Origin of the sequence: Maricaulis sp. (assembly GCF_048268525.1) — a bacterium.
Lineage (GTDB): Bacteria > Pseudomonadota > Alphaproteobacteria > Caulobacterales > Maricaulaceae > Maricaulis.
In genome coordinates this window covers 1-18,151 of the sequence record NZ_JBLWVH010000021.1, presented here as the reverse complement: position 1 = coordinate 18,151, position 18,151 = coordinate 1, and the positions used below count along the sequence as shown (strand labels likewise).

Below are 18,151 nucleotides of genomic sequence, written 5' to 3'. Positions count from 1 at the left end.
AGCCCATCAGGTTATCCCTCAGGCGGAAAACTGTCCCGCAGCCGCTTGCGCGCACGGTAGACACGCACTTCCGCAGCCTTTTCAGACAAGCCCATGACCGATCCGATTTCAGCGTGGCTCATCCCGTCGATTACCGAAAGCAGGAGCGGGGTCCGCAAGCCCTCGGGCATGGCTCGGATGGCAGCATTCACGCGCGCCAGCTCATCCCGGTCAGCAACGATCCGTTCAGGTGTGGTCGGATCGACTGGCGCGGGCACCGATGGTTCTTCCAGGCCTATCCAGTTGCGCACCGCGCGGCGGCGATGATGGTCCTTCGCCTTGTTCCGGGCGATCACAAACATCCAGGTTACGAAGGCGCGGGTCTCGTCGAAGCGGTGAAGGTTTCGGTGGATGGCGATAAAAGTGTTCTGCGCAACATCGTCTGCATCGGACCGGCTGCCGAGCTGCCGTTCGAGGAAATTCACCAGCCGGGGCGCGTGGCGTTGCATCAGGCGATTGAAGGCCATTCGATCTCCCGCCCGCGCCCGGCCAGCCAATTGTTCGTCGCTGGGCGTCAGACCGGGGGCGTCAGCGTTCGGCATCAAGGGCCGCCGCCAGGCGCGCATCGAATATTTCGCGCTGCTCGACGTCCATCACGGCGCGCATGGCGAGGATGTGATTGAGCGTGGACAGCTGCAATTCGCCCATCACATCATGAAGGGCCTCTGCAGCTTCGACGACTTCCGGTGACATTTCCCGACTTTCCATCAAGGACGTGCCGATCGCGTGCCGGGCTTCCGCCAGCCGTTGGTCGAAGGCAGATTTTTCGCGAGCAAAATCCGCTTCCAAGGCCTCGATTTCCGCTTCCTGATCGCGGGTCAAATGGAGCTGGTCGTGAATCACGGCGTGAAGGCTGACCGTCACGGTATCGGGACGATTGCCAAGCTGCGCGCCCAGCCACACGCCTGCCAGACCGCCCAGAAGCCCCAAGATTGCCGCTGTAACGCCTGCGCGCCAGATCACAGCTCAGTCCCCTCGCCCATTAGGGTTGTCAAAGGCAATTCGGCACGGGCGCCAAATACAGCGAGCAAGTCGGGTTCGCCAGACGGAGCCAGGTCAACCCCGACGACGCTACCAACCAGTAGCGCCAGAACGGCAGGTGCGGCACGGATCGCCAGGCCAGTTGACAGCCCCGAAATGTCCGGCACACGACGAGCCGGCGCTTCAAGACCGTCCCAAACATTCTTCTGGAAGCGCTCGAGGTCCAGACTTGTATGATCGGCAGCGATCCGCTCCAGGACATCATTCATGTGTTCATCGGACATCAAAGCCCTCCGTCAGGATGTGTGTAGATGGGCAAGCTTCCACCCATCTCCGGTGCGGACCAGAATAGCGGTGCCGTGGGCATCCCGTTCACGGGCCTCGCCCCGGACTTCATACTCCATCCGGATGTCGAAGGTCGCAAATGCCATTTCCTGATCAACTTGGACAGAATACCCTGACCAGTCGTACACATGGAATGTCACGTGCTCGGCGGCAAATTCGGGCACGAGATGGTGGTCGCGATATACGGCCCAGCCGATATCACTGCCACTTCCCTCGAAAATGGTGAAGTCTTCTCCGTCCGCCATCACCCAGCGTTCGGCCGCCACGACATCCTCGTCCGACAGGGCACCGGAATAGTTTTCCAGAACCTGTTCGATCTCGTCCACCTCGTTCGCGAGGGCGGCTGTCGAAAGGCTCGTAGCCAAAACCATCGTCAAAGCCAAAGTACGATGCATCATCAATCTCCTTTGCGGGTCTCGAATTCGTGTCAGCCACCGAACAGGTGGCGCAAGCCGCCATGGGCGAGCGCCCCGCCAAGAAAGCCGTTGAGCATGAGGGCTGCGGCAAGTGCGAACAGCGTCAGCGAGAAGAGAAGCGCCGGCGTCTGACTGCTAGTCTTGCGCGCCCATTCCCCCAGCAGTGCAAGCCCGGCCAAGCCGACCAAAAGGCCGGTGCCGATGACCCGGTGCGCTAACATCACCCCCGTCTCGCCGGCTGCCATTGGCCCCGAATGAGCCCAACCCAGCAGGGCAGCGAGCGCTCCTGCCGCCGCGCCTGTCCAAACGAGAAAGCGGACCGTTTCCGCTCCAGCGGGCAAACGCCCAGCCAATGTGAGTGCCTGTGCGAGGGCAGCGGCGAGGATCAGGCCAATCGGGAAATGTACGGCAACCGAGTGGAAAGCACCGAGTCGCGACATGGCCCGCTCGAAAGGCGTCGAAGCGCCCCGTTCACCCCAATGGGCGTGCCCGGCCGCCGTCGTGGACAACACGTCAGCGTGATCAAGCTCATCGATATGAAGAGCTTCTTCGCCATCATGCACATGACCAGACCCATCCATCTGCATCGCAGCCGGTTCGGACGCGGGTCGCACGCTTGGCTCAGCATCTCGTGACGTGGTCGCTGGCTCAACTTGTCCGGCAGCGGGCGGATCGTGTTCCGCAGGCGGATGGCTCCACCCCCCTGCGGAAAAGCTGACCGCTGCAACGATGGCACACACCGCCATCATGCCTATTCGAAATCCGGACACGCGTATCTCCACCTTGGTTTGATGGAGATACGCACGTCCACGAGTTTTCCCTCAGCCCAAGCGGACCGACCTCAAGCGCAGGGAGTTCGTGATGACCGAGACGGAAGACAGGCTCATCGCCGCAGCCGCTATCATCGGTGACAACATGATGCCGAAGACCGGGTAGAGAATGCCAGCCGCCACCGGGACGCCAGCAGCATTGTAGACCAGGGCAAAAAACAGGTTCTCGCGGATATTGCGCATAGTCGCGAGGGCAAGCTTGCGGGCCCTGACAATGCCGGTCAGATCGCCTTTCACAAGGGTCAGGCCGGCGCTCTCAATCGCCACATCAGCGCCAGTCCCCATGGCAATGCCAACATCGGCCTGCGCAAGAGCGGGCGCGTCATTGACGCCATCGCCGGCCATGGCGACCCTGCACCCGTCCGCCTGGAGCTCTTCCACGATCCGGGCCTTGTCGCGCGGCAGTACATCAGCCCGCACATCGTTCAGCCCGAGCCTGGCCGCAACCGATCTGGCCGTGCGCTCATTGTCGCCGGTTGCCATCACCAGCCGGAATCCCAGCTTTTGAAGATCTTCAAGCGCCTGGGCCGCGCTCGGTTTGATCGGATCAACCACGCAGACCATGCCGGCCAGTTGGCCTTCAATCGCAACAAACATCACGGTCTCACCTTCGTCCCGGCGAGCATTGGCGTCGGCGGTTGCGGTCTCGCTGACCGAAATGCCCGCGGCATCCATGAGCGCAGCATTGCCAAGAGCAATAGCCTTTCCGGAGACCCGGCCTGTCACGCCCTTGCCCGTGATGGCCTCGAACTGGTCGGCAACTTCCATCGTCGTCCCGCGACTCTTGGCGCCTTGTACTATGGCCTCCGCGAGTGGATGCTCGGACCCGCGCTCGAGGCTTGCGGCCATTTGCAGGACGTCATCCTCCAGATAACCCGCGAACGCGATCACGGCCGCGAGTTCGGGGCGCCCCATGGTCAGCGTACCGGTCTTGTCGACAATCAGGGTATCGACCTTGGCGAATCGTTCCAATGCCTCAGCATTCTTGATCAGAACTCCGGCCTGGGCGCCTCGCCCCGTTGCGGTCATCACGGACATCGGCGTGGCCAAGCCCAGGGCGCAGGGACAGGCAATGATCAAGACGGAAACGGCCGCGATAAGACCATAGGCCGAAGCCGGTTCAGGCCCCCAGACCGACCAGGAAATGAACGCGATCGCCGCGACGACGATCACGGCCGGCACAAAACGACCCGACGCCAAGTCAGCGAACTTTTGGATGGGCGCTCGGCTGCGCTGGGCATTGGCAACCATTTCCACGATCTGGCTCAACACCGTGTCTTTGCCGACCCGGCGAGCCGCAATCACAAGACTCCCATTGCCGTTGACCGTCGCCCCGGTGACCGCCTCGCCCTTGACCTTCTCGACCGGGACGGGCTCACCGGAAATCATCGATTCATCGACCGAGGACCGGCCGTCGACCACAACACCATCGGCCGGAATTTTTTCGCCCGGACGGACACGCAAGTGGTCGCCCTCACGGATATGCTCGAGAGGCACTTCCTCGTCGTCCCCATCCACATTGACCCGCAATGCCGTCTTGGGCGCCAGATCCAGAAGGGCCCGGATCGCCGAACCGGTCTGTTCCCGGGCCCGCAACTCCATCAACTGCCCGAGCAGCACCAGAACGATAATCACCGCCGCCGCTTCAAAATAGACGCCCACATGACCGTTCGCGTGGCGGAAGGCGTCCGGAAATAGTCCAGGCGCCAACACCGCCACCACACTGAAAAGATAGGCCGCACCGGTTCCCATCGCGATCAGGGTGAACATGTTGAGATGACGGTTAATGACTGACTTCACGCCACGCTCGAAAAAAGGCCAACCCGACCACAGGACGACAGGTGTTGCCAGAACCAGCTCAGCCCAAGCCGCGCGGGTCTCACCCAAGGCTTCGCGCAGGAAGCCGAGACCAAGCATCGGCCCCATCGCCAGAACCAGGACCGGAAGGGTCAGGGCGGCACCGAACCAGAAGCGACGTGTGAAGTCGATTAACTCAGGATTGGGTCCCTCTTGACCGGTTGGCACCCCCATCGGCTCGAGCGCCATGCCGCAGATCGGGCAATCACCCGGCTCGTCGCGAATGATCTCGGGATCCATTGGACAGGTGTATGTCGTACCTGCCGGCATGCCTTCATACGCGTCACGATGGGCTCCGCTTAAAAAATGCTCGGGATCCTCAGCGAAACGATCATGACAGCGCTGCGAGCAGAAATGGTATGCGTCTCCCGCATGCTCGTAGCTGGGCTTGCCGGCACCCAGCCGCACCTCCATGCCGCAGACCGGATCGGTCGCGACGGGCTGGTGATGCATATGTTCGTCGGCCTTATCTGATGTGCAATGCTGACAACTCATCGGGCAGTCCTCCTTTGGATTTCCCGGTTGTGAGGCTTCCAGTGGCTGGAAGGTCAAGCGGCACGTTTCTGATTAATCGCCGGCCAGCCCGTTCATGATCGGGCAGTCTGGCCGGTCATCGCCATGACACGCCAGAACGAGACGTTGCAGCTCTGACTTGATCATCGTCATCTCGGCCAATTTCCGATCAACCTGTGCAACATGATCCATCGCCAAAGCCTTCACATCGGCACTCGCCCTCGATCGGTCTTCGTACAGCGACAGCAGAGCGCGACAGTCGTCGAGCGAAAAGCCCAGACTTCGCGCCCGACCGACAAAAGCGAGCTTGTGAACATCTGTTTCTGAGTAGACGCGGTATCCATTGTCCGCCCGCGCCGGCGCGACCAGGCCCACCTCCTCGTAATACCGCAAGGTTTTCGAGGGCAGGCCGGTCGCACGGGAGACGTCTTTCACATTCACTGCACGCCTCCTGCCACTGCGGCGGATTGTGTCGGCCCGGCCAGCCCCACACGTTTCCAGATCAGGAACGCCGCTGGAATAACCAGAAGGGTCAGGATGGTGGCGCTGGTCATACCGCCGACCATGGGTGCCGCGATCCGTCGCATCACTTCAGACCCGGTTCCATCACCGAACATGATCGGCAATAGGCCGGCAATCGTAGCAATGACAGTCATCATGATCGGGCGCACCCGCAACAGGGCCCCCTCGATCACCGCCTCGTCAATATCCGATCTGTTCAGCGGCCGGCCGTCTTCATCTGCAAGAGACTGATGGCGGGTGAGCGCTTGCTCCAGATAGACGATCATCAACACCCCGATCTCGACAGCAACGCCTGCCAGGGCAATGAAACCCACACCGACAGCGACGGAGAGATTATACCCGAGCATGTCGAGCAGCCAGACCCCGCCGACCAAAGCCAGCGGCAGCGTCCCCATGATCATCAGGACCGGGGTCAGCCTCCGGAAATTCAGGAAGAGCAGCAGCAAGATGATGACCAGGGTCACCGGAACGACCACCGCCAGCTTTGCCTGTGCCCGCTCCATGTATTCGAACTGACCGGACCAACTGATCGAATATCCCGGCGGCAATTCCATATACTCGGCCAAAGCCTGCTGGGCTTCCTCAACATAGCTCCCGATATCGACCCCATTGATATCGACATAAACCCAGCCATTGGTACGGGCATTTTCGCTGCGGATCACACCAGGGCCATCGGCGATCGAGATATCAGCAACCCGCCCCAGCGGAATCTCGGCACCGGTCGGCGTGACCACCGGCAGATCCCGGATCGAGTCCACAGAATTACGATAGTCACGCGGGTAGCGAAGATTGATGGGATAACGCTCCCGGCCCTCGACACTCTCGCCAACAGTCATGCCACCGATCGCAGTCCGAACGACATCATGGACGTCGGCGACATTCAGCCCGAACCGGGCGGCTTCCAGCCGATTGACGTCGATATCAACGAACCGGCCTCCGGTAACCCGTTCGGCATAAACCGATGCGGTTCCGTCCAGTGTCCGGATAATGGCTTCCACCTCCTCGCCAATCTCGGCAATCACATCCAGGTCCGGGCCGGCAATCTTGATACCGACAGGCGTCTTGATTCCTGTCGCCAGCATGTCGATTCGACCGCGGATCGGCATGATCCAGGCATTGGTGAGGCTGGGCACATCCACAGCGGCATCCAGTTCGGCTCGAATGTCGTCAATTGTGATGCCCGGCCTCCACTCTTCGCGCGGTCGCAGCTGGATGGTGGTCTCAATCATGGTCAACGGAGCCGGGTCTGTGGCGGTCTCGGCTCGCCCCGCCTTTCCGTGCACTGTCAGGACCTCCGGCACGGTCATGATCAGGCGGTTGGTCTGCTGCAGCAATTCGGTGACTTTGCCCGCCGACACGCCGGGGAAAGCACTCGGCATGTAGAGGATGTCACCTTCATCGAGATCCGGCATGAACTCGCTTCCCATGCGGGACAACGGCACGGCGGCACTGGCGAGCACCAGGCCGGCCGCGAGCAGCACGGCAACAGGACGGCGGATCGCAAGACCGATGAAAGGCCGATAGCCCGCGATCAAAAGGCGATTGACCGGATTCTTGTGCTCCGGCGTGATCCGGCCCCGCACAAGATAACCCATCAGAACCGGCACCAGGGTAATGGCCAGGCCGGCAGCCGCCGCCATGGCGTAGGTCTTGGTAAAGGCGAGCGGATGAAAGAGCCGCCCCTCCTGGGCTTCCAGTGCGAAGATCGGAACGAAGCTGAAGGTCACAATCAGGAGCGAAAAGAAGAGCGCCGGCCCCACTTCGACAGAGGCCTTGGTGACGATCTCCCACCGGTTTTCGCGCGTGATCGGTTCACGCTCAGCATGCTTATGCATGTTCTCGATCATGACGATCGCGGCATCCACCATGGCGCCGATGGCGATCGCTATGCCGCCCAACGACATGATATTGGCATTAATGCCTTGGGCATTCATCACGATAATCGCGGTGAGAATACCCAGCGGCAAGCTCAGGAAGATCACGAGTGACGAGCGGAAATGGAAAAGGAAAAGCGCACAAATCAGCCCCACGACAAGGAATTCTTCGATCAACTTTTCCCGCAGGGAGGACACTGCCCGTTCAATCAGGCCCGCCCGGTTGTAGGTGGTGACGATCTCCACGCCCTCGGGCAGCGACGCGCCGAGTTCACTCAGACGCTCTTCGACGCGCTGGATGGTCGCGCGGGCATTCTCGCCATATCGCATGACGACAACGCCGCCGACCGCCTCGCCCTCGCCATTGAGCTCGCCGATGCCGCGCCGCAATTCCGGTCCAATTGTGATGTCGGCAATGTCCGCCATCAGGATAGGTGTGCCGGTTTCAGTCACCGCAATCGGGATCGCTTCCAGGTCCTCGACACCCTCGATATAGCCGGATGCCCGGACCATGTACTCGGCTTCCGCCATCTCGATGACCCGGCCGCCACTTTCCTGGTTGCCCCGCTCAATCGCGGTTCGGACCGCAGATAGCGGAATACCCAGGGCGCGCAGCCGGTCGGGATCGGCGACAACCTGGTACTGCCGCACCATGCCGCCGATCGTCGCCACCTCGGACACACCCTCGATTGTCTGGAGTTCGTATTTGAGGAACCAGTCCTGCAGTGAGCGGAGGTCGGCCAGATCGTGCTGCCCGGTCCGGTCGACCAGGGCATATTGATAGATCCAGCCAACGCCGGTGGCATCTGGTCCCAAAGCCGGACGGGCCGCGTCTGGCAGGGTTGGAGCCACCTGGGACAGGTATTCCAGAACCCGAGAACGAGCCCAGTAGAGATCGGTCCCATCCTCGAAAATGACATAGACATAGCTGTCGTTGAAAAAGGAATAGCCGCGAACTGTCACGGCGCCCGGGACCGCCAGCATGGCCGTTGTCAGTGGATAGGTGACTTGATCCTCAACAACCTGCGGAGCCTGCCCGGGGTAGGTTGTCTTGATGATGACCTGAACATCCGACAAGTCGGGAATGGCGTCCATTGGCATGCGGACGAGCGAATACACACCACTCCCTGCCAACAAGGTTGCCAGAATGAGGACGATCAGCCGATTGCCTATCGACCAGCGGATAATAGAGCCGATCATTCCTCGCCTCCAGCATCGCTCGGCCGCACGACCGTGATGCCAGAAAGCTGCCATTGGCCTGGCCGCGTTTCATCAATCGAAAAGCTGACATGGTCGCCTTCAGAGACCCCATCAAGCGTAACACCGTCGCCCAACTCGTAGACCATGCTCATGGCCGGCATATCGATCGCCTCGATGCGCTCATGATCGATCTCGATCATGTTGATATCGAACATAAGGGTAACGACACGGCCTTGCCCTTCGACCACGGGATCCGGCTGCGCCGCGTCCGATCTAGCGATCGAGGCGAGACGCCACTGCCCTTCATCGTTCTGACGCAGGGTGAAGCTCACCTCATCACCCTCCGACAAGGCGTCGAGCGAAACGGCATCCAACGCGAAGAACGACATGCTCATCACCGGCCATCCGAGTTCCGGGATCGGATCATGTGTCAGGTCGATCATGCCGTGCGACGCCATCACCCCGTCGACAACCCCTGTGCCTTGGACAGTCTCCGGGGGTGCGGCGGGCGCGTCAGCCCCCGCCATGCGCAAGGCGACACCCTGAAGACTGGCTTCGGAATCGATCAGGAACTGGCTGGACACGACCACGCGCTCATCTTCTGACAGGCCAGAGAGGATTTCGACGCGCCCACCAACCTCAGCCCCCGTGCGCACTTGCGCCAGCCGGTACCGCCCGTCACCCAGTGCCAGAACCACCCGCTCCGATTGACCGGTACGGATGACCGCCTCGAACGGAACTGACAGCACATTGTCGCGCGGCGACGCCTCGATGCGAACATTCACATAGGCTTCGGGGCGCAAGGCACCATCGCTGTTTGCAAAGCGCATGCGCACCGGAATGGAACGACTTCGCGGGTCCACAGTCGGGTAGAGATACTCCACCTGACCGTGCCACGTCCGGCCCGGCTGGGCGCGCGACTGCACGTGGACGCTTTGCCCTGGCTCGATCGCCGCAGCCTCATCTTCAAACAAATCCGCGACAACCCAGACCTCTCGCAGGTCCGCAATCGTCATCACCACCATGCTCGGATGAGCATGCGCGCCTTCGCGAACATTCATCTCCAGCACAACGCCTGTTCGTGGCGCGTAAACGTCAACCAATCTTTGTGGCGTGCCGCGTTGCGCGATTGAGTCAATCTGGGCCTGATTGACTCCAAGGGCTCGCAGACGCGAGCCCGCCGCCGCCACAAGGCCCGGACGGGACACATTGACGGCTTGCAGGAATTCACTTTGAGCCGTGACAATTTCCGGCGAGTACATGCGGAAAAGCAGGTCGCCCGCTTCCACCACATCGCCTACAGCGGCGATGCGCAGGTCCTCGATCCAGCCTTGCGCCCGCACATCAACCACAGAGGCCAGGTCATCAATGGGCCGCACATAGCCAACCGTGGCCAGGTCTTCCGCAAACCGACCCCGTGTCACATCTGCCGTCCGGACTCCGATGTTGTTTTCGACGGCCGAGGAGATGGTAATGGTGGAGTCGTCCGTAGGTTCACTACCGGCATAAACCGGGATCAAGTCCATACCCATGGGCGACCTGCCCGGCTCGTCCTGGCGAAAATTCGGGTCCATCGGAGCGACCCAGTAGAGAATTTCCCGCTCGTCGGGTGATGCGGCAGTATCGCTTCCGCCCACAAGGCTCATGCCGAGCGCGCCAAGAGCGATCCCGGCCAACAAAGTGCCGGTACCCAGAAGGATTGTACGCGGGGTCATTGGACGTCTCCCGTCAGGAACAGGATCCGGCTATGCGCCTGCAACGCATCAACGCGGGTCCGGATCAAGGTCAGCTCGATATCCAGCAAGGCGAGCTCGGAGCGCACGAGTTCGGCAAAGTCTGCCTGCTCGTTTTCGTAGGCTGCAAGGACGGCTGCCGTTGTTTCACGCGCGCGCTCCAGCACACCCGTTTCATAAATCATGGCCGTTTCGTTGAGGCGCTGGAAGCGTATCCAGTCTTCATCCAGTTGTCGGCGCAGATCGAGCAGCAACGCTCGACGGCCCAGCTCTTCGGCGGAACGCATCTGACGGGCTCCAGCCACGCTTTCATCCTGCCGCCGCTGACTGAAAATGGGCATTTGCACGCTCACACCGATGCTGGCGACGTCCGACCGGCTGCCTCGCACGCCATATCCGGCATCCACACTCCAGACCGGATTGTAGGCCTCCAGTGCCAGATCGATCTCGCGCTCGCTTGCCTCGATCCGGGCGTTTCGGGACATCACGGACGGATGTCTGGCCAAGGCATCCAAAGCCTCGTCGCCCCCGGGCAATGCCGGCAGGACAGGTAATCGCGGCAGCATGTCTCGTCCTGCTGCGGCAGCGCCGACATAACGCGCCAACTGCGCCCGGGCTGTTCCAATTTGCCGATCGATCTCAATTTGCCTGGCATCCAGCAATGCGGTTTCCAGGTCCACGCGGATGACGTCATGGGAATTGCCTCGCCCGCTGGCAAACAGGGCCGTAGCCACCTCGCTGAGCTGTCGGATCTCTTCGCGCCGGGCCCGCGTCAATTCACCTGCCTGTTCCCAGTAATAGGTTTCCAGCCAGGCCAGACGGACTGATCGTGTGATCAATCGCTGTTCCAACCCGCCAAGGGCCAGAACGCCCTGGGCCTGCGCCCGCTGCCGCTCTCGCTGCAGGTGACGGCTCGCGTTGCTGGGTATGACCTGCCGCACGCCGACCTGCATCTGGGTCATCGCTTCACTGTTGGGGTCTAGATTGCTGAGGGGGAGGTTGGCGAAGCCAACCCGCAACGTCGGATCCGGCAGAGCCATGGCCGCCTCGCCGGCACGCTCGAGCGCTACGGCACGCGATCTCAAACTCCCAATGGCCGGGTCTTCGGTTTGGCCGGCGATCAACACGGCCTCCGCCAAGCTGAGCGGAGAGGGTTCAGAAGCAGGTTGCGCAATCGCAGTTGAAAGCTGAAGCGCAGCCGCAAATGCGGCAATGGCGGGCATGGACATGAATGTCTCCGATGCGGGCAGAACGAAGGTGAAATGAGCCCATTAACAAGGCTCGGCTTCGTCACGCGCGCGGAGGACGATCCAGATGGTCCAGAATGGTGGAAACCGGCCGGAGCACGACCCTGCGGGTAGTTCGTTCGATATGGCCCGGTGCCGGGCGCGTCGTCGCACTATCTGGGATCAGGGTCGAAAAGGAACAAGCAAGGCCGCACGGATTACCGGAGCACGCATCCATGCCATTACAGGGCTGGCCACGCTCTGCGGCGCCGACATCTTCAATGCCGCTGCCTTGCGGGCAGCAATCATGGTCCAACATTTGGGTCATGTCGCTTGGGGCCGCGGCATCCGGGCCGACGTCGGAGGCATAGCCTGTCCCGCCCAGCGCGAGTGCGCCCAGCAAAACCAGGATCAGGCTGAACCGTCGCCAAACCAAAATCGTGTGCCTCCTTCGCGCGCCGATCATGACACCCTATACGATGAGTATTGGTATTTCCCTCACACGGAATGTCACAGGCGTGCCCCCTTTATGATCCGGGAGGCTCACGTTCCGCTCTGCTCGGCAGCTGCCGCCCGGACCCAATGAGACAGATAGATGCGTTCGAACGCGAAAACGGCAGCGATCGAAATCACAGCGATCAGAACAATCAACGGGTCCTGCTGCAGTTTGAGACCGGTAAACGCCATCAGAACCACAGCATCCAGCCCCAGAGCGGTCAGTAGAATGACACCGGACGCGCCAATTTCCCCACGGCGGAATTTCCACACACCGAAATGAACGGCCATGTCCATGACCAGATAGAAGAAGGCGCCGAGTGACGCGATCCGGCCCAGATCAAAGAACACCGCCAGCACGGACGCGATAACGACCGTGTATACCAAGGTGTGGCGCTGGATCGGCCCAGGCATTCCGAAATGCCTGTGTGGAATCATTTTCATATCGGTCAACATGGCCAGCATGCGAGAGACGGCAAATACACTGGCGAGCACGGCCGAAGCAGTCGCCACCGCCGCGAGCAATACCGTAAGATAAAACCCGAAACGCCCGAGCGCCGGCTCGGCGGCTTCTGCCAGCGCGAAATCCCGTGCGGCCACAATCCTATCCAGTGGCAAGCTGGACCCGACACCGAATGCCACGAGTAGGTAGAGCAGGACACACACCAGGATCGACGCCATGATGGCGCGTCCGACATTACGATGCGGATCGGTGATTTCCGCGCCGCTATTCGTGATGGTGGTGAACCCCTTGAAGGCGAGAATGGCTAGCGCTACTGACGCGACGAACCCGAGCAGTCCGCTCGCGCCCTCATCACCAGCTGCGCTAGCGGCAAACCCGATTCCACTGGACCAGAGCGCCGCGATCCCAAACGCGGCAATCCCGCCGATCTTGAGCAGGGCCATGAACATCGAGAACAGTCCGATGGACCGATTGCCCGAAATGTTGATCAGAAAGGCAAATCCGATGACGCTGACCGCCAGGACGGGCACCAGCGGACCTCCCGACACATCGAAACCTCGCAGGACGTAAGTCGCAAAAGTCCGCGCCACCAAGCTTTCCGCGATCACCATGCTCAACGCCATAAGGAGAGCCGCGCCGGCTGCAATCGCTCCCGACCCGTAGCACTTCTCCAAGATCATGGCGACGCCGCCAGAGGACGGCCACGCATTGGACATTTTGATATAGCTATAGGCACTGAATCCCGTGATCACAGCGCCGATGATGAACGCCAGCGGGAAAAGGCGGCCAGCCAGCTCTGCCACCTGACCAGTCAGCGCAAAAATGCCGGCGCCGATCATCACGCCCGTTCCCATCGCAACAGCACCGGGAAGCGAGATGGAGCCAGCGTTGTAATGCGTGTGTTTGTGCTCAGTCATAACACCCTCGCGGCAACAGCTTCAACCAAGCGGGCACGATCTCATCTGTGGGTCAAGCTGATGGCAATGAACCAACACCATGTGGCTGGAAATATCGGCGCGTACTGGCAGATAAAGCTCAGGGCTGCGGGAAGTGATCGTTTGGTTTTCCGTCGCCTTGTCCATCCCGCGCTCTCCGGTTCAGTCCACGTCAACGATTCAGGACGATAAAAGCCGAAGCCGCGAGGAGGGCGAGTACAGGGCCCCTACCGATGACACCACGGGCTACCGAGTAGTTCTGCAGCAACGCCTCGAGGTCTTTCGGGATCGCCATTGGCTTGATAGCGAGAACGCCTGCCCCTCCGGTGTTGCCCTTGGGGACCCATCCGAAGACGTAGCCCGGTATCACGGCCACGAGCCGCACAACCTGTCCGCGATTTTCCTGCCGGTTGGACCGGCGGATACCGAGCTTCAGCATCCACCAGTGCGCGGACAAGTGTTTGAGAAAATAGCGTTGGCCGAGAATGTGGACCCGCTCAAAATGGCAGAACGCCAGCTCGTCCTCAAGGAGAGCATAAGCAGCGCGCGCGGTTCATTTCTTCGGCCCAGGCCGATGTCAGACTACGGCTCATGATCACACTTCGGCCAAATCGAACAGGGAGCATGATGCCGAGACAGAGAATTTCGGCACCTGTGAAGCAACAGCGGAACAATTGAACTCATTCCATTCACCAACAGGTTCCACGAGGGCACGGTGAGGGAGGTAGATGCATCGTTCAAGCTTAATCTCAACGTTGCTCGTAACCTCTTTGGACTCATCGCTACCGTCGAATATAGTGGCATCAACCAGCACGCTGCGGCGGCGGCTCGCAGAATTGAGCCGCCGGGGCAACAATACGTGCACACATTGCAGATTGACCTGCGAGCGCCGTCTCTCGCAGGTGCCGCCTTGGCCGTCGTCACTCTCGCGCAGAGTTTCGTTGAACATCGTCGTCCTCCTTGACCGACAGATTGTGACGCCCCGCGCAGCTTCTCGGTAAAACTGTGAAACGCATCGGCGACCAGGACGCGGACAGCTGGCTAGAGGCTGCCCAGGCTTCGGGCCACGGTCAGCAGGCCTTTTCCCGATTGGCAGCAAACGCCCGACTCTCGCCGGACTGCATTTCGGCTCCAAGCTCGTCATGGTTCGGTGGCATCGGGCTACTCCTTGGCGAAATCTGGAACAACCTAATTCCTCTAGCGACTACAGGGCCAACACCGGCGTCGGCGCGGGGTGGGATTGGAACTGGTAGTGAGCCCCCGGACCGGGGCGGCGATCCGAGGGCCCGAACGCGAGTCCAAGCTAGGTCTGCTCCTCCTGTTCCGGCAGCACCGGCCGCGGCGCAAACCATTTGTAGACGGCCGGCAGGACCAGCAGCGTCAGGACGGTCGACGTCACCAGTCCGCCGATGACCACCGCCGCCAGGGGACGCTGCACCTCCGAACCGATCCCGCTGGCAAACAGGAGCGGCATCAGGCCGAGCCCGGTCGTCGTGGCAGTCATCAGCACCGGTTGGGCCCGCATCACGGCGGCCTCGACGCTGAAGGCGTCGACATCCCGCCGCGTCCGCGCAAAGCGGTCGAGGAAGGAGACCAGCACCATGCCATTGCCCAGGGCGATGCCGAACAGGGCAATGAAGCCGACCGAGGCCGGCACAGACAGGTTCTGGCCGGTCAGCCAGAGCGCTGCGATGCCGCCGACCAGGGCGAGCGGGATGTTGGCCACGATCAGCAGGGCGCTTTTCAGGCGGCCGAAGCTGAACAGGAGCAGTAGCATCACGATGCCCAGCGTGACCGGGATGACCACGGCGAAGCGGGCATTGGCCTGCTGCTGCAGTTCGAACTGACCGCCCCATTCGACGTAGTAGCCGGATGGCAGGTCAACTCCAGCGGCAACGGCTTGCTGCCCTTCGGTCACGAAGGAGCCGATGTCGCGGCCGCGGACATTGGTCTGGATGGTGATGAAGCGCCGCCCGTTCTCGCGGGTCACCTGGCGCGGCCCCTCGATCCGTTCCACGTTCGCCACCTGGCTCAGCGGGATCAGTTCGCCGCCCGGCCCGTTCAGGACGATACGGCCGATGCGCTCCGCATTGGCGCGATCGGCCTCGGGATAGCGCACGACGATATCGAACCGCCGAATGCCCTCGAAGACCTGCCCGGCGGTTTCACCACCGACTGCACTGCGCACGACCGACAGAACGTCCTCGACGTTGAGCCCGAAGCGGCTCATCGCGTCGCGATCGACCGTGATGCGCAATTGCGGCGCTCCGGTCACCTGGTCGGTCTGGACGTCCGCCGACCCGTCGATGCCGCGGATCACGCGGGCGATCTCCGCCGCTTCCCGTTCCAGCACCGCCATGTCCTCGCCGAACAGTTTGATCGCGAGGTCCGCCTTGGTGCCGGTGAGCAGTTCGTCCGTCGCGGCCGCGATCGGCTGGGTGATGTTGAACCGTGCTCCGGGGAAGTCCTCGAAGCGCTCGCTCATGCGAGCCAGGAGGTCCGCCTGCGTGCGCGCCGTCGTCCATTCCGATCTCGGCCTCAAGGCAACGAAGGCTTCGCCGCTGTTGACCGGATCGGCATGAGCGCCGACTTCGCCGCGGCCGACCCGTGTCACCACGCGCTCGACCTCCGGAAAATCGTCGAGCAGGGTCTGCTCGAACCGGGTGACCGTATTGCGGGCCTCCGGCAGGCTGATAGAAGGGGCCATCGTCAAGCGGATAAGCAGGTCGCCCTCGTTCATGCGCGGGGTGAATTCCGAGCCGAGGCGCGGAAAGATCAGCGCGCCCGCCGCCAGCATGACGCCGGCGAGCAGGACGGCCGCCCAGCGCCGCGCCACGAAGAAGCCGACCGCCGGACCAAACCAGCGGGCATAGAGTCCGCCGCCTTGCGCACGGGCCGACCTTGGCCGCAGACCGAGAAAGGCCGCGGCCGGCGCCAGAAGGACGGCGAAGACCAGCGAACCCGCCATGGCAAAGACAACGGCAAATGCAAGCGGCCGGAACGTTTTCCCCTCGACGCCATCGAGCGTGAGAATCGGCAGGAAGACGACCACGACGATGAGGATGGCAAAAACCAGCGGCTGCAGCACCTCGGCGCAGGCTTGTGCCACCACATTGCGCCGGTTTGCCTCAGCTTCGGCCTCACGCAGGCGGCGATTAGCGTTCTCCACCATGACCACCGCCCCGTCGACCATCATGCCGATAGCGATCGCGATCCCGCCCAGCGACATCAGATTCGCCGAAACGTTGAAGAGACGCATCGCGATCAGGGCAAAGCCGACCGAGAAGGGGATGGACGCCACCACAATCAGGCTCGGCCGCCAGCCGCGCAGGAAGGCGAACAGGATGACGGCAACCAGCAGGGCCCCCTGCCAGAGTGCCGTCGTCATGGTCGAGACGGCGGCACCGACCAGTTCGGACTGGTCGTAATAGGGCACGGCCTCGACACCTTCGGGCAGGGTTTCGTTGATGCGGTCCAGCCGGTCGTGAACGCGGCCGATCACTTCATTGGTATTGGCCCCGATCAGCTTGAGCACCAGCCCGGCGACAATCTCGCCCTGGCCGTTCATCGTAGCCAGGCCTTGGCGGGGTGCGCCGCCGATCCCGATCCCGGCGATATCCCGAACGCGCACCGGCACGCCATCGACGACCTTGACGACGATATCGCCCAAATCGTGCTCGCCTTCGGCCAGGCCGACCGCCCGTACCGTATATTGTTCGGAATTCTCGACCAGGAACTGCGCCCCGGCATTGGCATTATTGGCCCCGACGGCCGCCACCACGTCCGCAACGGTGAGGTCGTAGCGCAGGAGCGCGTCCGGCCGCACCTCGATCTGGTATTGCCGTTCGAACCCGCCCAGCGAGAGAACCTCCGTCACGCCGCGTACGGTTTGCAGGTCGAACTTCACCAGCCAGTCTTGGATGGTGCGCAGTTCGACACCGTTCAGGGCGCCATCGGTGCTGTCGAGGAAATAGAAGAGGATCTGTCCGAGCCCGGTGGTGATCGGCCCCATGGCCGGCTCGCCGAAGCCGTTCGGTATGTCCTCGCGTGCCAGCCGGAGACGTTCGCCGACAAGCTGGCGGGCCCAGTAAATATCGGTCCCGTCCTCGAAATAGATATTCACCACCGACAGGCCAAAATTCGAGGTGGAGCGGACCTCCGTCAGCCGCGGCAGCCCGTTCATGGCCGTCTCGACCGGGAAGGTGACGTAGCGCTCCACCTCTTCGGGGGCGAGGCCTTCGGTTTCGGTGAAGACCTGCACCAGGGCGGGCGTGACGTCGGGGAAAGCGTCAACCGGCATGGTCCGGAAGGTGACGCCGCCCGCTACGATGACCGCGATGAAGCCGAGCACCGCCAGGAGGCGTCCGCCGGCGAGGCGATGCAGGAGCCGCGTGGCCGCCCCTTGGTATTCCGGGGAGGTGTTGTCAGTGGGCGTGTCCATCTTCGAACTCCCCTTTTTGCAGTTCCGATTTCAGAGCGAAGGCGCCGGCGGTTGCGATACGTTCGCCCGGCTCGACCCCTGCGAGGATTTCCGCAAAGCGGTCAGAGCGCCGTCCGATGCGGACCGGACGAACTTCGAAACCGTGATCGGTACGTACGAAGACCGCATCGGCGCCGTCGATCGTCTGCAGCGCACTGGCCGGCACACGGGTGCTGGCTCGGGCGGCGAGCGCCTCGGCGTGAACCGTGACGAACATGCCCGGACGCAAGCGCTCGCCGGCA

The 18,151-nt window shown here is 61.9% G+C and carries 13 protein-coding genes and 2 pseudogenes; all 15 read right to left on the bottom strand.

Annotation, left to right across the window (positions count from 1 at the left end):
* Positions 1 to 11 precede the first annotated feature (11 nt).
* The gene (locus ACN0X9_RS11290; RefSeq protein ID WP_158025551.1) at positions 12 to 506 is read right to left on the bottom strand and encodes an RNA polymerase sigma factor; all 495 of its coding nucleotides are present in this window, start codon (positions 504 to 506) and stop codon (positions 12 to 14) included.
* Between the two features lie 61 nt (positions 507 to 567).
* Positions 568 to 1,002 (bottom strand): periplasmic heavy metal sensor, encoded by a 435-nt coding sequence (locus ACN0X9_RS11285; protein WP_075189172.1) that lies wholly within the window; start codon positions 1,000 to 1,002, stop codon positions 568 to 570.
* Entirely contained in the window at positions 999 to 1,304 is a 306-nt protein-coding gene (locus ACN0X9_RS11280; protein WP_075189173.1) for a hypothetical protein, read from the bottom strand. The genes ACN0X9_RS11285 and ACN0X9_RS11280 overlap by 4 nt, the downstream gene beginning before the upstream one ends.
* Before the next feature lie 12 nt (positions 1,305 to 1,316).
* Positions 1,317 to 1,763, bottom strand: a complete 447-nt coding sequence (locus ACN0X9_RS11275) for a nuclear transport factor 2 family protein (RefSeq protein ID WP_083634986.1) — start codon at positions 1,761 to 1,763, stop codon at positions 1,317 to 1,319.
* A 29-nt stretch (positions 1,764 to 1,792) separates the two neighbouring features.
* Complete coding sequence (locus ACN0X9_RS11270; RefSeq protein WP_143742905.1) at positions 1,793 to 2,395, bottom strand: DUF2231 domain-containing protein; 603 nt, start codon at positions 2,393 to 2,395, stop codon at positions 1,793 to 1,795.
* A 207-nt stretch (positions 2,396 to 2,602) separates the two neighbouring features.
* Positions 2,603 to 4,921, bottom strand: coding sequence for a heavy metal translocating P-type ATPase (locus ACN0X9_RS11265; RefSeq protein WP_323760644.1), 2,319 nt, complete (start codon positions 4,919 to 4,921; stop codon positions 2,603 to 2,605).
* A 114-nt stretch (positions 4,922 to 5,035) separates the two neighbouring features.
* Entirely contained in the window at positions 5,036 to 5,422 is a 387-nt protein-coding gene (gene cueR, locus ACN0X9_RS11260; RefSeq protein WP_075189177.1) for a Cu(I)-responsive transcriptional regulator, read from the bottom strand.
* On the bottom strand, positions 5,419 to 8,577 hold the full coding sequence (locus ACN0X9_RS11255; RefSeq protein ID WP_323760645.1) for a CusA/CzcA family heavy metal efflux RND transporter: 3,159 nt from the start codon (positions 8,575 to 8,577) through the stop codon (positions 5,419 to 5,421). Before ACN0X9_RS11255 ends, cueR begins: the two co-directional genes overlap by 4 nt.
* Positions 8,574 to 10,292, bottom strand: coding sequence for an efflux RND transporter periplasmic adaptor subunit (locus ACN0X9_RS11250; protein ID WP_323760646.1), 1,719 nt, complete (start codon positions 10,290 to 10,292; stop codon positions 8,574 to 8,576). The genes ACN0X9_RS11255 and ACN0X9_RS11250 overlap by 4 nt, the downstream gene beginning before the upstream one ends.
* Positions 10,289 to 11,539, bottom strand: coding sequence for a TolC family protein (locus ACN0X9_RS11245; RefSeq protein WP_323760647.1), 1,251 nt, complete (start codon positions 11,537 to 11,539; stop codon positions 10,289 to 10,291). Before ACN0X9_RS11245 ends, ACN0X9_RS11250 begins: the two co-directional genes overlap by 4 nt.
* Before the next feature lie 540 nt (positions 11,540 to 12,079).
* Positions 12,080 to 13,411, bottom strand: a complete 1,332-nt coding sequence (locus ACN0X9_RS11240) for an APC family permease (RefSeq protein ID WP_323760648.1) — start codon at positions 13,409 to 13,411, stop codon at positions 12,080 to 12,082.
* A gap of 190 nt (positions 13,412 to 13,601) precedes the next feature.
* Positions 13,602 to 13,967 (bottom strand): annotated as a pseudogene (locus ACN0X9_RS11235) (DUF3703 domain-containing protein); the annotation flags it as partial.
* A gap of 57 nt (positions 13,968 to 14,024) precedes the next feature.
* Positions 14,025 to 14,378, bottom strand: coding sequence for a hypothetical protein (locus ACN0X9_RS11230; protein WP_323760649.1), 354 nt, complete (start codon positions 14,376 to 14,378; stop codon positions 14,025 to 14,027).
* Positions 14,379 to 14,732: 354 nt separating this feature from the next.
* Positions 14,733 to 17,870, bottom strand: a complete 3,138-nt coding sequence (locus tag ACN0X9_RS11225) for a CusA/CzcA family heavy metal efflux RND transporter (RefSeq protein ID WP_323760650.1) — start codon at positions 17,868 to 17,870, stop codon at positions 14,733 to 14,735.
* Positions 17,854 to 18,151: pseudogene (locus tag ACN0X9_RS11220) on the bottom strand (efflux RND transporter periplasmic adaptor subunit); the annotation flags it as partial. The gene ACN0X9_RS11225 and the pseudogene ACN0X9_RS11220, both read right to left, overlap by 17 nt.

What these genes read in the sequence shown, in the direction of transcription:
- ACN0X9_RS11290 (WP_158025551.1), bottom strand. Translation starts at nt 506, where the DNA reads ATGGCCTTCAATCGCCTGATGCAACGCCACGCGCCCCGGCTGGTGAAT.
- ACN0X9_RS11280 (WP_075189173.1), bottom strand. Translation starts at nt 1,304, where the DNA reads ATGTCCGATGAACACATGAATGATGTCCTGGAGCGGATCGCTGCCGAT.
- ACN0X9_RS11275 (WP_083634986.1), bottom strand. Translation starts at nt 1,763, where the DNA reads ATGATGCATCGTACTTTGGCTTTGACGATGGTTTTGGCTACGAGCCTT.
- ACN0X9_RS11265 (WP_323760644.1), bottom strand. Translation starts at nt 4,921, where the DNA reads ATGCATCACCAGCCCGTCGCGACCGATCCGGTCTGCGGCATGGAGGTG.
- ACN0X9_RS11255 (WP_323760645.1), bottom strand. Translation starts at nt 8,577, where the DNA reads ATGATCGGCTCTATTATCCGCTGGTCGATAGGCAATCGGCTGATCGTC.
- ACN0X9_RS11250 (WP_323760646.1), bottom strand. Translation starts at nt 10,292, where the DNA reads ATGACCCCGCGTACAATCCTTCTGGGTACCGGCACTTTGTTGGCCGGG.
- ACN0X9_RS11245 (WP_323760647.1), bottom strand. Translation starts at nt 11,539, where the DNA reads ATGTCCATGCCCGCCATTGCCGCATTTGCGGCTGCGCTTCAGCTTTCA.
- ACN0X9_RS11240 (WP_323760648.1), bottom strand. Translation starts at nt 13,411, where the DNA reads ATGACTGAGCACAAACACACGCATTACAACGCTGGCTCCATCTCGCTT.
- ACN0X9_RS11230 (WP_323760649.1), bottom strand. Translation starts at nt 14,378, where the DNA reads ATGTTCAACGAAACTCTGCGCGAGAGTGACGACGGCCAAGGCGGCACC.
- ACN0X9_RS11225 (WP_323760650.1), bottom strand. Translation starts at nt 17,870, where the DNA reads ATGGACACGCCCACTGACAACACCTCCCCGGAATACCAAGGGGCGGCC.